This is a genomic window from Paracoccus binzhouensis (assembly GCF_016446475.1).
Lineage (GTDB): Bacteria > Pseudomonadota > Alphaproteobacteria > Rhodobacterales > Rhodobacteraceae > Paracoccus > Paracoccus binzhouensis.
This window is the reverse complement of sequence record NZ_JAEHFP010000127.1, coordinates 1-12,950: the sequence shown is the minus strand read 5'-3', so window position 1 is coordinate 12,950 and position 12,950 is coordinate 1. Positions and strand designations below refer to the sequence as shown.

General features: G+C 59.3%; 14 protein-coding genes and 1 pseudogene. 2 read left to right on the top strand and 13 right to left on the bottom strand.

Annotation, left to right across the window (positions count from 1 at the left end; genetic code table 11):
• The first annotated feature begins 295 nt into the window (after positions 1 to 295).
• On the top strand, positions 296 to 979 hold the full coding sequence (locus I9P22_RS20530; protein ID WP_199261639.1) for an IS6 family transposase: 684 nt from the start codon (positions 296 to 298) through the stop codon (positions 977 to 979).
• Positions 980 to 1,128: 149 nt separating this feature from the next.
• On the opposite strand, the gene I9P22_RS20525 is transcribed toward I9P22_RS20530, so the two are convergent.
• The 8 genes and pseudogenes from I9P22_RS20525 to I9P22_RS20490 all read right to left on the bottom strand — a co-directional run bounded on the left by I9P22_RS20525 (position 1,129) and on the right by I9P22_RS20490 (position 7,213).
• Entirely contained in the window at positions 1,129 to 1,467 is a 339-nt protein-coding gene (locus tag I9P22_RS20525; protein ID WP_233253506.1) for a type II toxin-antitoxin system RelB/DinJ family antitoxin, read from the bottom strand.
• A 104-nt stretch (positions 1,468 to 1,571) separates the two neighbouring features.
• Complete coding sequence (locus I9P22_RS20520; protein WP_199261637.1) at positions 1,572 to 2,228, bottom strand: DUF6927 domain-containing protein; 657 nt, start codon at positions 2,226 to 2,228, stop codon at positions 1,572 to 1,574.
• Positions 2,228 to 2,821, bottom strand: coding sequence for a regulator (locus I9P22_RS20515; protein ID WP_090525080.1), 594 nt, complete (start codon positions 2,819 to 2,821; stop codon positions 2,228 to 2,230). Before I9P22_RS20515 ends, I9P22_RS20520 begins: the two co-directional genes overlap by 1 nt.
• Positions 2,822 to 2,897: 76 nt before the next feature.
• Entirely contained in the window at positions 2,898 to 4,880 is a 1,983-nt protein-coding gene (locus I9P22_RS20510; RefSeq protein ID WP_199261635.1) for a ParB/RepB/Spo0J family partition protein, read from the bottom strand.
• 155 nt (positions 4,881 to 5,035) lie between these two features.
• Positions 5,036 to 5,425, bottom strand: coding sequence for a DUF3768 domain-containing protein (locus tag I9P22_RS20505; RefSeq protein ID WP_199261632.1), 390 nt, complete (start codon positions 5,423 to 5,425; stop codon positions 5,036 to 5,038).
• A 90-nt stretch (positions 5,426 to 5,515) separates the two neighbouring features.
• Positions 5,516 to 5,722, bottom strand: a pseudogene (locus tag I9P22_RS20500) (DUF6330 family protein); the annotation flags it as partial.
• A 23-nt stretch (positions 5,723 to 5,745) separates the two neighbouring features.
• Positions 5,746 to 6,687, bottom strand: a complete 942-nt coding sequence (locus I9P22_RS20495) for an ArdC family protein (RefSeq protein WP_199261628.1) — start codon at positions 6,685 to 6,687, stop codon at positions 5,746 to 5,748.
• Between the two features lie 40 nt (positions 6,688 to 6,727).
• Positions 6,728 to 7,213, bottom strand: a complete 486-nt coding sequence (locus tag I9P22_RS20490; RefSeq protein ID WP_233253505.1) for a hypothetical protein — start codon at positions 7,211 to 7,213, stop codon at positions 6,728 to 6,730.
• Positions 7,214 to 7,550: 337 nt separating this feature from the next.
• On the opposite strand from I9P22_RS20490, the gene I9P22_RS20485 reads away from it, so the two are divergent.
• On the top strand, positions 7,551 to 7,844 hold the full coding sequence (locus tag I9P22_RS20485) for a hypothetical protein (protein WP_199261626.1): 294 nt from the start codon (positions 7,551 to 7,553) through the stop codon (positions 7,842 to 7,844).
• Positions 7,845 to 7,872: 28 nt separating this feature from the next.
• Here I9P22_RS20485 and I9P22_RS20480 read toward each other — a convergent pair whose 3' ends face one another.
• The 5 genes from I9P22_RS20480 to I9P22_RS20460 all read right to left on the bottom strand — a co-directional run bounded on the left by I9P22_RS20480 (position 7,873) and on the right by I9P22_RS20460 (position 12,829).
• Positions 7,873 to 8,040, bottom strand: coding sequence for a hypothetical protein (locus I9P22_RS20480; protein ID WP_199261644.1), 168 nt, complete (start codon positions 8,038 to 8,040; stop codon positions 7,873 to 7,875).
• A 162-nt stretch (positions 8,041 to 8,202) separates the two neighbouring features.
• Positions 8,203 to 9,252, bottom strand: coding sequence for a helix-turn-helix domain-containing protein (locus I9P22_RS20475; RefSeq protein ID WP_199261624.1), 1,050 nt, complete (start codon positions 9,250 to 9,252; stop codon positions 8,203 to 8,205).
• A gap of 155 nt (positions 9,253 to 9,407) precedes the next feature.
• A complete protein-coding gene (repB, locus tag I9P22_RS20470; RefSeq protein ID WP_199261622.1) occupies positions 9,408 to 10,478 on the bottom strand; it encodes a plasmid partitioning protein RepB in 1,071 nt (356 codons plus the stop codon).
• Positions 10,478 to 11,665 (bottom strand): plasmid partitioning protein RepA, encoded by a 1,188-nt coding sequence (gene repA / locus I9P22_RS20465; protein ID WP_199261620.1) that lies wholly within the window; start codon positions 11,663 to 11,665, stop codon positions 10,478 to 10,480. The genes repB and repA overlap by 1 nt, the downstream gene beginning before the upstream one ends.
• A gap of 282 nt (positions 11,666 to 11,947) precedes the next feature.
• Complete coding sequence (locus I9P22_RS20460) at positions 11,948 to 12,829, bottom strand: recombinase family protein (protein ID WP_199261618.1); 882 nt, start codon at positions 12,827 to 12,829, stop codon at positions 11,948 to 11,950.
• Positions 12,830 to 12,950 lie beyond the last annotated feature (121 nt).

The following is a 12,950-nucleotide window of genomic DNA, read 5'->3' as shown; positions in this document are numbered from 1 at the left end:
CTGGCGGTTGCAGCCGCCGGTTGGGTGGGTGTTGGTTCACCCGGAGATTACGCCGCCTTCAAATTTCCACCACCTTCGCGACACGACCGCGTGGTGAAAGAGGCGGATAGTGTCCACCATTGATAGTGGACACTATGGTGATGGCGTGGCGCGTCGGACGAAGCGACTTTGGACGGATGAGGAGAAGCGTTCGATCTGTTTCCAGGGTTCTGTCGCAAAGCTTCTTGGCCCTCGCGATTTCCCTGTCGGTCGCCTATATATTTTTCCTTCCAGAAGCTGCGCAGGTGAGGGCAAGATGATCGATTTCAAGGGTGTGCATCATCCGAAGTCGGTGATCCTGTATGCGGTTTTCTTCTACCTCCGCTACGCAGTCTCCTATCGCGACCTGGAAGAGATCATGGCCGAACGCGGGGTGAGGGTCGACCACGCAACGCTGAACCGCTGGGTCGTGAAATTCTCTCCGCTGATTGCCGCCCGGGCACAAGCCAGGAAGCGGCCGACGGCCACTTCCTGGCGGGCGGACGAGACCTACATCAAGGTGAAGGGCAAATGGACCTATCTCTACCGGGCCGTGGATCGTGACGGTCAAACCCTTGATTTCATGCTATCCAAGCGTCGGGACCTGGCCGCAGCCCGGCGCTTCTTCAGGCAGGCAATTGCCGCTCATGGCGTGCCCGACCGGGTCGTGATCGACAAGAGCGGTGCCAACCTCGCGGGTTTGCAGGCCGTGAACGCGATTCTGAAATTCACCGGCGACGGGCGCATCATTCAGGTGCGGCAGGTCAAATATCTGAACAACATCCTTGAGCAGGACCACCGCTTCATCAAGCGGATCACAAACCCGATGATGGGCTTCAAGGCGTTCCACTCGGCGGCAGCGACCATCGTCGGCATCGAGACCGCACACATGATCCGCAAAGGCCAGATCCCGGCCAATGGCACTACGCCGTTTCAGACCTTCGCGGAACTCGCGGCATAAGTCTGTCCAGTAGAACGCCGATTCCAGCCTACCGTGTCATTTGCGACAGAACCGTTTCCAGACGGCGGCGCCGGGCGTTTCCGTGGCTCAGGTGGCGCGGCGCTACGCGGTGAACGCGAACCTGATCTTCAAGTGGCTGCGTCGCCGTTTCAGACCTTCGCGGAACTCGCGGCATAAGTCTGTCCAGTAGAACGCCGATTCCAGCCTACCGTGTCATTTGCGACAGAACCGTCTTGCATCGCCTTGGCATGGGGCGTTGTGGGCCTTGGATCGTCCAGCGCTTCCTGTACCTTCGCCCTGAACCAGGCGTCATAGGCATCCGGATCAGCAGTCAATCCGGCAGGCAAGCCGCCTTCTGCGGCCACGCGGGTCAGAAGAATACGCACCGCGTCGGAGAGCGTCAGACCGACGCCCGCAAGTGCGTCCGAAGCCTGTGCTTTCAGCTGATCGTCAACACGGACATGAAGCATGGATGTTTGGGCAGGCATGGATGGTCCTCCAGTTGATGGGAGTGATGTATCTCATTTGAGATACGAATTCAAGTCGGCAGTATGTGCGCGCGTGGTCCCGTGGTGTTGTCTCAGCGGGAAACTCAGCCACCCTGCCCCGCTAGGAACTCCGCCAGCACAGGACTGGCCGCACCCTTCGCGGAGCTGAGCAGCTCCGAGCCCGCGAGCGTCGCTTTCGACAGGCGCACGAGCCCACCGGTTTCCGCGATGCGGTAGCAGCGGCGTTTTTGCCGCCCGCGCCTGTAGTGGGTCGCGGTGACGATCTGGCAGGTGCTGCCATCTGTGAGTGTCACAGGTGCTGCGAGCTTGATCTTGTCGCCTTCCTGGTATTCCGGGATCGACGCCCAATCCCGGCAGCGCTGGCGCCAGTCCTGGGCGTAGCTGTCCGGATCTTTCAGGTCGGAGAGAAGCTCGATCAGCCCAGGCGGAGCACGAGATTCGTTCGGGCCAGCACTTTCCTCCATGTCCTTGTAGCCCCAGGAGCCGTCATCGTATCGGGTGAGGAAGACAGCCCCGAAAGTGATGGAGCCATCCGCATCGGTCATATAGGTCGCGTCTTCGACAGGGGTGCCGTCGAGATTGGTGACCTTTGCGGCCGCATACCAGGTTGAGCCAACCTTGCAGGCCTTGACCAGTTCGGTTTTGCGCGTGTCGCCATGAGAGGTGCAGAGCCGGGCGATTTCCGCTTTCTCATCCGCGTAGGTTTTGACGCGGCGGTCGGTGTAGAAGAGCCATCCCATCAGGCCACCCTCCGATCATCGAGTTCCATCAGCGCATCGAGCGGCACGCGGTAGGGCTGCATGGCGTCGAAATCCTCGCAATTGCCGCAGTTCTGCACGATCGCGAAGGTGTCGCAGGCATCCTTGAGAATGACCCGGAAGGTGCCGCCGAGGCCCGAGGGCACCTCGTAGGTCCCGCCGATGAGATAATCCGAGGCCCGGCGCACGAAGACGCGGATACTGTGGCCATCGGTGGCGAGCCGGATCGCACCCCGCCCCCGGTCGATGAGCACCTGCACGTCATCCAGGATGTCGGTGTAGAACTGGCCGGTCAGATCGCGAAATGCCATGCGGCGCTGCGCCATCCAGTCGGTGTCCCGGAACGGGTTCATGCCGTCGGCGAAGGCGAAGGAGGGATCGGCCTGTTCGGTGGTGACGATACGGGTGGTCGTGCCATCGATGCCGTTCGAGCGCAGATGCACACCATTGCCGACGATGAGGATCAGGGCCGGCCTGTCCACGGGCCCGTTCCAGTTGGGCAGGAAGGTTTTGCAGGCGCGCGCATGTGCGATTTGCGCCGCAACAGCGGACGCAGAGAACTTGAGAATAGCCATGGGGATGTCTTTCTGTTTGGTGTGGGAGGGTCGACCCGCGCGGGTGGCATGATCCACGCGCGGGTCACTTGATGCATCAGGCCGCTTGCGCGACCTCGCTGGCAGGCTCCGGAGTTTCTACGGTGGGCTCCGCCTCATCACAGGCGCCACCCGCGGTCTGCATCATCGGCGGGCACCAGGCGGCCACGGCAGCGCGCTGCGCGTCCGTGAGCGTGGCGAAGGGTTCAGCGAAGAGCTTGTCGCAGAAGGCGACGATCTCTTTCTTGCTCGACGAGGCCAGCGTTGCCGCCTCCTGGGCGAGACCCAGATCCTCGCCGAGGATCTTCAGGAGCCAAGCCTTTTTAAAGCGGTTGAAGAGCGCCGCGTTCGGCGTCCAATGCGCCCGGATATCGGGCATGATCTCGATTTCGAAATCATGCATCAGGCTGTCGCGCTGGCGGTCCCGCGAGAAGCAGGACTGCGTGGTGCTGGCGGTGGCATAGGCCACGAGCTTGGCCTTCTCCCCTGCTTCGAGCGCGCGAAACGCCGCGAACTGATCGGCGGGCGCGCGGGCGTCATCGAGCCACGAGAGGTCAAGCGCATCATGCGCCGCCGCCACCTGCTCGAGCGAGGTCTCGTCGATCTCGTCCATCTTGGCATGGCTGCGGTATTCCTTGCGGGCATCGATCTTGATCGCCTGCGTGACACTCATTCCACTGGCCAGAACATCACTAACCAGCTTGAAGAGCGTGAGATCGAGCGTGGCCTCCGGATGAAGCGCCATCGCGGCGCCGAGGGCCATGGCCCGCTCGGTCTTGAGGTCCTCTGCCAGCGAGGCTGGATAAGTGATTTCTCCGGCGTCCGGGGCCTCCTCCCCTGTCGGATTACTCGCGGAGCCGCGCGCGCCCTCCTCTTTGACGGTGTCCTCGGGGCGGACGAGGCCCACATGGAGCGTGATCTGCCCACCCTGCCACGAGGCAATCACACCAGCGCGGACGAGGTCCTCGGCGCTGTAGGCCTCCTGCAGGTCGCGGGCTTCCTCTTCCAAGGCGTCCACGCGCTCGTAAAGGGCGTTGTAGGCACCGTCCTCGAGCCCCTCATTCTCCATCTCGAGCTGCAATTTCTCAAGCTCGGCGGTGATTTCATCCACGCGCTTCCGGGCAGCCTCATCAGGCTCGATCGGGCCGGGATAGACGCGGCCGTAGTCGGCCATGGTCGCGTAATCATAGCGGACCATCGCATCGGCCCAGGCAAAGCCCAGCCTCATACGGGCCTCTTCGGCAGCGGCACCGAGCTTTTCGAGCAAGATGGTCTCGACCAGCGCCGCATCCTCAAGCACGGAATGCTCTTCAAGAAGGTCAGCCGCGACTGCGCCGCCACGCGCCTCGTAGTCTTCGCGCACGAAAGCCCCAATATCATCTTTGACTTGCACCCCGCGGGATTTTAGCGCCTGCCGGACGGTATAGGCCTGCAGATAGCCGCCGTCTTTCGTGAGCGCCTCGAAGACCTCGCGCTGCGCTTCCTGGCTCGGGTGCTCGGCGAAGGCCTTCATCGTGTCGAGCGTGATCACCTTGCCCCGGGCCGCGGCGCGGATTTCGGGGTGGATAAGGCCATAGCGCAACCGGCCTTTCACGGCGGCCACCGTGGTGCCGAAGGTCTTCGCGATCGTCTCGGGCGTCTGGCCGTCGACCTCCATCATCCGGGCGAAAGCCTCGAACTCGTCGATGGCATTCATCGGTGCCTGGGTGATGTTCTCGGCGAGCGACAGTGCCGTGGTGACGTCGCAGTCTTCCGGCACAAGGCGGCAGTCCACCTTGGTCTTCGCCGTGAACCCCTTGGCGGCCTTGTCGGCAACCAGCTCCTTCAGCGCGGCATGGCGCCGGCCACCGGCGAGGACAGCGTATTTGCCGTCGAGCTTCTGGACCAGGAGAGGCTGGAGCAGGCCCAGAATAGCGATACTGGCCTTCAGATGGGCGATGTTCTCGGGGTCATAGGTTTCCGGCGCGTTGCTGCGCACATTGGCGGGATGCGGGACGAGATCGCCGATAGCGACGGTAAGGGGAGCAAAGCTTGTGGTCATGGGATATCCTTCCAGGAGGGTGAGGTGTGGCCCGCGCGCTCACGCGCGTGACCAATCCCCGGCTTCAGGGATCACCACGACAAAAGGCCCACTTTCCCTTTGAGGGTTCAGCGGGCCTTCATCGTCTCAGATGTCAGGGGGAGGAGTCCCCTGCCCTACCAGTCGCGCGCCAGCATGATGGTCAGCACGCGCATGGTGGTGGCAGGATTGTCCGGGGTCTCAGCCCCGTAGCGGAAGTCCGAGTCTGCTTCATAGAGATCGATCTTCCAGAACACGGTCTCGCCCCGGATCTCGACCGCGCCGAAATCGTGCCAGCCTTCCGGGTCATTCTCGGGCTCGAATGTGGCAAACTCACCGGTTGCCTTCACCGCCTCGGCCATGAAGCCGTCACCAGCCTCCATAAGCGAACGGGTGACATGCATCCGGCCCTGGATGGGCTGGGCGGGCGGCACTCCAAGGCACGCGAGCTTGCGAAACGCGTCGTTCTGCGCCGCGATCACACTCGGATCCGGACGGTCTGGCTGGGGTTGAACGGTCATGGACATGGGGATCTCCTTTGAGAAGTTGAAACACCCTTCTCAAAGCCTGCTTTTTCTTTTCCGCCTGACGGATGAATTGAGGTCTAAGGCGCCTTGCCCGAAAAGCCCTCTGGCTCTGTGGTTCGGGTTGGGGATGGTTTCGATCCAGCCACCCTGTTCCTTGATGCTCTCGAGCGCTGCCGAGAGCGGATAAGCGCCCTCGGCAGCGCTCCACCAATAGGCACCGCGCTTGAAGGTGATGATCTTGCGGCGGCCGTCGTTGAAGCAGGCCACCCGCAGCGTCTTGGGTTCCTTACGTGACATGCGAGTCTCCGTTCTGTGTGTGGTCAGGCGGCCTCGGCACTGCGCCCTGCCCTGCCTGCCTCCGACCTAGCGATCAGATAGTCGCAAGCGCGCTGCGCGTCAGCGGCGTGCTTGAAGATCGCGCCCTTGTCCGACCGAAGAACGCGCAACCAGTTGTGGAGATAGGCGGCATTCATCTCGAGCGTATGCGCCGTGAAGCCGAGCGTCTGACCCAGGAACACCGAGGTCAATTCCGCGACGATCTCCTCGCGCGCATAGGACGTGTTGCCGAACTTCGAGAACCCGAAATCACGGTTCAGTCGATGGGGGGCCTTCGTGGCATGGGCCAGCTCATGGGCCCAGACCCCGTAGAAATTGCGCGGGTCCTGGAACCGCGTGATGGATGGCATGTAAACCTTGTCCACGGGGGGCAAATAGTACGCCTCCGTGCCCGTGAAGACGGTCGTGATGTCGATGGCATCGAAAAACGCCTGCATGTGCGGGATGGGCTCGGAGGGCGGATGCTCGGGCGCTGGCTCCGGGTCGGGGAAGAAGCTCTCGGGCAGACCCTCGATCTGGCAGGCATTGAACACGCGGTAGGATTTCTGGAAGCGGAAGATACGGGCTTCCTCGGAGCGATCATCCCCGTCGCTGCGGTCATGCTCATCGCCGCCCGCGTCTTTCCGGCTTTGACCGTAATAAACGACGACAGAGGACTTTTCGCCCTTGCGGACCTTGGCATCCAACGCATTGGCCTGCGGCAGCGTCATCCAGAAAGGTGAGCTGTGGCCCGCCATCACGGTCCGCATTGTCAGCAGGAAGTTGTTCACTCCCTGGTAGGGTTCTCCGCCCACGCGCAGGGGACGAGAGCTGCCACCTGCGGTCCAGGGCTTGCGCCACGGCAGGACGCCGCGCTCGATGATGCGGATGATTTCGTTTGTGATGACCTCGGAGGCATCGAATTTGGGCGTGCGGGATCGGGCCATGGCTGGCCTCCTTTCGAGTTTTGGTGAGAGTAAGTGGTGATTAGGCTGACTGATGGGACCGCGGATCGTTGAGAATCCTCGCGCCGAGCCCTTCGACCATGTCGATGTAGGTGGTCAGCGAGACGGACTTGCCAGGACCCCAAGGTTCAGGGTCGACCGACCCATCCTGCGCCACCCGCGGCAGGTTCGCGAAGGCGGTGACATCGGTGACGGGTCGGATATCGATGAACGGGGTTCCTCGTGCGACCGCGAGGGCGGCCAAGGGAAAGCGCTCGATCGGCGCGAAGGTCGACACGGTGGTCCAACCGAGATGGAGGAATGTCCCACCCTCCCCGCAGATCACATGCGCGTTTGGCAATAACGCCGCCTGCTTCAGATAGCCGAGATCACGCAGGACAGCCTCGCGCCCGAGCCGTTGTGCCAGCAATGACTGGCCGGATCGGCGTAGTTCCTTGTGTCGCCACCACGAGGCAGCGGTCGCGCGCAACACGCGCAAGACACCTGTTTGCATCGGAATGCCCTTCATCAGGAACGGCAGACCGGAACCCGGCCCGGACCCATCTGAGGGACCCCAAAGGCCCTCATCCGTCAGTCACAAAACCCGAAGGACACTTTCACTCTTTAGGGATCTGATGCCGGAGATTGTTAAATGCGAAGCTCATGAGAACGCAGGATCCAGCACTTTCCGGCATCAGACCCCAATGAGGAACAGGATCAGGCCCGGACACCCTCTTTCGGGCATCCTCAGGCCTGACCTCCCTCGGCCCTCCTCTTCCTCTCAAACCCCATGATTTCCGCAGGTGGCTTAATTTTGTTCCTGTTATGTTCTATTTTAAGAACCACGCTAAGAAGGGAGATCCCCGATGGAAAGCACCACCTACGCCCTGCCCGCGACGCCCAAGCAGATCGCCTATGCGCGCGCTCTGGCCTTGCGCAACCAGACGCTTTTGCCGTGGGAGGTTCAGCAAGATCGGCGGTCCCTGAGCGCCTGGATCGACGCACAAGCCAAGTTGAACCTGGGCGCGCAGGACAGCCGCCCGACATCAAAGCAGGTCGCCTTTGCCGAGCGCCTCGCCCGCATCAAACGCCGTGCCGTGCCGGATGAATGTTTCCGCGACAAGGGGCTGATGTCGAAATGGATCGACGGGAACAAGTGAGGCTGGGCAGCCCCTGCGGTGATCGAGACTACTTCAGCCGATCGACAACGGATGCCCCGCCCGACCTGGCAAGCGCGATCAGGCTGGACTGGATCTTGGATGTGAAGACGGAACTGAACGTGCCGATGGGCGTGCGGTCCTCCCAGACATAGGACCGCTCCAGAATATCGGTGTTGATCTCCGGGGGGCAGGTCACATCACATCCCAGACCTGCACCTGACGCGGGTGATCTGGGTTCACCTTCAAACTAACATTCTTGTTCTTGATGATCGTATGGTTTGAAGTCTGCCGCCTTTGTCTCTTGATCTTCGATGCCTATGCAGACTCACCAGCCGGTCGAGTTTATGTGGCAAGAGCATCAGTTTCCTTGCCTCATCATAGCGTCTAGGTAGGCGTTGTTGTTTTTCACTTGTCCTGTGCTGGCTCTCAAAATTAATTCGTCGAGTGCAATAAGGAGCTGCCCTGGACCTCGTTCTCTAAGGTGTTTCATGATCCTGCCTTGTTCTATTCTCAGCAATTTTCCGACATCGGCCAATATTTCGAGAACTGATTGATGATCTCTTGGTTCATGCGGGAAGAAGTCCGATACGTTTTTTAGGTCCGTCCAAGCCATAATTGTTGGATCTCGGCGTTCCTGAAAACCAGAGGTGCTGTGCGCATCCGCTTTATCCTTTTTTATATTCAATCTTGTGGGTTCTACGTGCCGGACATTTTGTCCGTCGTCGCCGGACATTTGGTCGGGCATTGTTTCCTGAGCATCATGGTTTCCGGCCGGAAACTCTCTGATGGTCGCTCCGACCAACTCTGCCAGCCTCTTGATAAGCTCTATGATTTCGTCGGCTTTGAGAGTTGCACGGCGTAGGATGTTCCGTACGTTCTGGAGAAATGAGACAGTCTCAACATCCTTTGCTTGGCGCAAAGCCTCGACACGAAGAGCCAGTGCCTCCGCCTTGAGTGACCGCAGCTTTTCCTGATCGCCCACAAGCTGTTCTGCGTGTTCGGTGAGCTCTCTTTCCCGATCATACATTGGCTGCAGATCGAAGCCAAAGGCATCTCTGATCAATCCACCGTAGCGAAGAGGGAACCGTTTGCGGGTTGCGCTATCCCTGCGCTGGATCAGCCCGGCATCCACGAGGTGTCCGATACACCGTCGAATCGTTCTCTCGTTCAGGCCGTTCGTTCTCTCAGACAATGATGCGTTTGAGGGAAAGACGATAGTCATTGGAGCTGTTTGTCCGGCCTTCTTCGGCATGAAGCTGATCAAGGCCTGCAGTGTTACTAGGTCATTTGGTGTCAGACCGAGTTCTTTGCGAAGCGCTCGGATCGGCTCGATGACCCTGTACGGGTTCGTACCGGGTACAGAAGATCGTTCCGCCAAGGCGGGTGTGTGAGAAAATACCTGTCTCATGATGATGTCGGCTGAAAAAGCTTCCCCGTTCACCGCGAACGGTGTTGAAAACGATTCGGCTTCGGGGTATCAATCAGGTGTCTAAGCTAATCGAGGCCCTTCGGAAGCACTGCTTTCGGGGGGTCTTTCCTTTTCTGGCCTGTCCTCCTTTCTGCTCAGTTTTCGTTATCGTCTATGTCAGGACCATCAAGATCCTGATCCCTGCCGGAGACTGGGTTACCTATGGGTTCCATTTTCTCTGGGGTAATGATCTGCCCTGGACCAGTGGCCTTCGCGTTCGCCAACGCGAGAAGAGCGGCCTCTGGATTCTCAGAGATCCACTTATGAAGCCCGTCATCTCCGTTCTTGACGGTGATGATCACGTTTCTTTTGGTGACCTTCACCATCCCGAGTTTTGTCTTGATTGCCGATGGGGCAGGGGGCTTGTGCTGTTTCAGGAGCCCTTCGAAGATCGCAAAGCGTTCGTCGGAGGTCTTGCCTGAACCTCTGGATTCCATGAGAGCATCATGGAATTCTCGGTTTCCGGCCGGAAACCCTTCATCTCCAGAGAAGCCAAGGCTCTCATAAGACTTTGCGGCAGCATACCAACGATCCCGTCCAACCCCGGGTGCCGCCCCGATCTTTTGGATGAGTTCAGTCGGAATACAGGAAGTGACTTGTTTCATGCGAGCAAGTCCCGTGAGCTTGTCACCGGCTTTCCTGGCTTTCTGATCGATGTTGAGGGCGTCACAGACCAGTCCCTCATCCTTGCCGGACTCTATGAGAGAACGTGCAAACAGGGCTTTCTCGATCCAGCTGAGGTCTTTTCGGAAGCTGTTCTCTTGGCCTTGTGCAAGAATCGCTTGATCCTCATCCAAGCCTCTGATGAGAGCCTTTGCGGGCTTGCCAATAAGTCGAAGGGCCGCTAATCGCCTGCGCCCATAGATGATCCTGTACCGCCCCCCTTCGGGGCTCAGAAGTATCGGGATAAGCTGTCCCTGCTTGTCAATGCTTTCAGCCAGTTCCCTGATGTCATCTTCGTCATCCAGGGCTAGACGATCTTGGAACTCGGAATCATCAATAAGGTCGGTACTGATTTCTTGAATTGAAGATTGTGCCGCATCCTGAAGAGAACGGGCCATTCCCGAAAGGGCAGGGGCTCGTGACTGGGTTCGAGTCGGAGAAATCGACGAGCTCTGCTGCTTTTCTTCATCCTCGGGAATGTCGAATGTGACTTTGCGGGCCATTACTTACGCCCCCATGCCGTTTTGATGAGCCCTTCGACCTCCGCCACAACCCCGTTGATGGACTCGATAGCCCGATCGTACGTCTGGCGATGAAAATCCGTTCTGGCGATCTCGAACAGTGTCTGTTGCGTGAGCCCAGCGTCAGAGACTGCGGAGGATTTTAGGAAAGGCTGAGTAAGAACGTCATCCGTGAACATGGTCCGCAGGAATGCCGCCATCTGGGTTTGGGGGCCGTCATTGGGCTCGAAACGAGTGATTAGAAATCTCATGAAGTCCCAGTCGGGCGATGCGCCCACATCAGCAATTGTTGCCATGAGGCTGGATGTGAGCTGCAGGAATTGGGCCATCGAGGCGACGTCAAGCATGCTTGGAATGACAGTGACGACTAGGGATGTCGACGCTACCAAAGCCGATAGTGTGGTAAACCCGAGTTGCGGTGGGCAGTCGATGACGACAATGTCGTAGTCTGTCTCGACTTCGTTAATGCAAAGGGCAAGCCGCTGATAGAACGGCGGCCTGATATTGTTTCGAAGGGCGTGTGCGGTTTCGGTCTCGAACTCAGAGAGCAACAAGCCGGCCGCGGCTAGATCGAGGTTGTGGAAATACGTTTTGCGCACAACGTCTCTAAATTGGATAGGGTCCTCGTACCGAAGGGCATCGTACACCGTTCCGGCCTCAGGAAAGTCGATTTCCGGCCGGAAACCGAACATGGTGGTCATTGAGGCTTGTGGGTCGAGATCGATTGCCAGAACTCGATAACCATCAAGGGCAAGCTTTTGGGCCAGATGGATCGCCGTTGTCGTCTTCCCAGCGCCCCCTTTGAAGTTGGCGATCGAAATGATCTGGATATGCTCCCCATCCCGACGACGAGGAACGATATGCTGGAACTTGGTGCTTGACCGGGCTATTTCGTGGCGCGCTATATCGATTTGCTCTGCAGTGTAGAACCTGCGGCCGCGGGCGTCTGTCTCGATTTCACCGAGATCGAGCTTGTCCTCGAAAAACATCTTCCGCAAAAAATCTTGGCTTACCCCGAGGATCTGGGCAACTTCCGTGGATGAGAAGCGCCTGAGAGCCTTTCGTTCATCAGGTAGAAACGACTTGCGCATATTCACATCAAGCGATTTGCTTAGACGTGTCGCCATCGTTTGGATCTTTTGATCCATTCTGATCCGCTGCTCGTTCATGCCCGTCCCGCCGCCCGTCTTCCGGGTCTATCTTGAGAAGGAACGCAAAACCGCCGGAAACTGATGGTTAGCGTTCTTCCGCAAAAATGTCAGGAAAGCGTTTGACAGGCAAGGATTTTTTCAAATGGTGGGCCGGTATCCGGTTAAATCATTTAATTACAATGACTTATCTTATTTCGCGGATCCAGCGCGTCAAGTGCTTGTGTCGCTGCCATCTCTTAAACGCAAGATGTACCCGATTCACATAGGCGATTTTGCTTCCAAAGAACGAATCTGAGTCTCTTAAATCATTCCCAGACTCTCGGCTCGCTCCAACAGCATCTTGACCGATGAGTGCTGCCATCTCGTTCGGCCACGGGGCGTGCGTTCGCGCATAGATTCCAGCCGTTCACAGATCGCTTGAAGCGTGATGTCAGGATCTGCGCCCTTGATGCCAGCAATAATGGCGGGCAGGCGATCGTCCGTTTCGCGGCGCCCGGCGCGGGCCAGCACCTCGGTAGGCAGGAAGCCGTCGCGGACATAGGCCTTCACAGCGCGCAGCAGACGGCTTTGGGTCCAGCGACGCGCCTCGGGCAAGGGGCCGTTGATGATGCGCAGCACGTCCTCCCAAGCCAAGCCGGGTCGCAACCGGCGCACGTGGGGCACCCAATCTTGTGCCGTCTCGTTCAAACGCTCCATGTAGCCGTCCTGTCGCGCCAGCCGCACTTTGCGAAGAGCAGAAGGGTCTTTGGCACGCAGCCCAGGGTTCCCGCCCACGCGGCCCTTTGTGCGCGCGCTGGCGAGGCCGGCCTTGGTGCGTTCCCGGATCAGGGCGCGCTCGAACTCGGCCGCAGCGCCCAAGACCTGCAGCGTGAACTTGCCTTGCGGGGATCCGGTGTCGATCGGGTCCTGAATGGAACGAAAGAATGCGCCCTTGGCCTCCAGCCGCTCGATCACCTCCAGCAGATGCGACAGGGATCGCGCGAGGCGGTCAATCCGCACGACCACCAGCGTGTCGCCCTTGCCGATGCGCTCCAGCACCCGCGCCAGCACCGGCCGCGCACGATTGCCGCCCGAGGCCTGTTCCTCATGGATCTCGGCGCAGCCTGCGGATTTCAGGGCCTGCGACTGGGGCAGGGGGGTCTGATCCTCGGTTGAGACGCGCGCATAGCCGATCAGGGGCATCAAAACAGGCCGTTTGCAGATTCACATAGCACTAATAAACGACCGTTTGTAAACGAATGCAAGCAGGTGCTCTCTCGTCGCGCTCGTCCAAAAACCCTTGGTTTCCTTGCGCTGAGCGCGA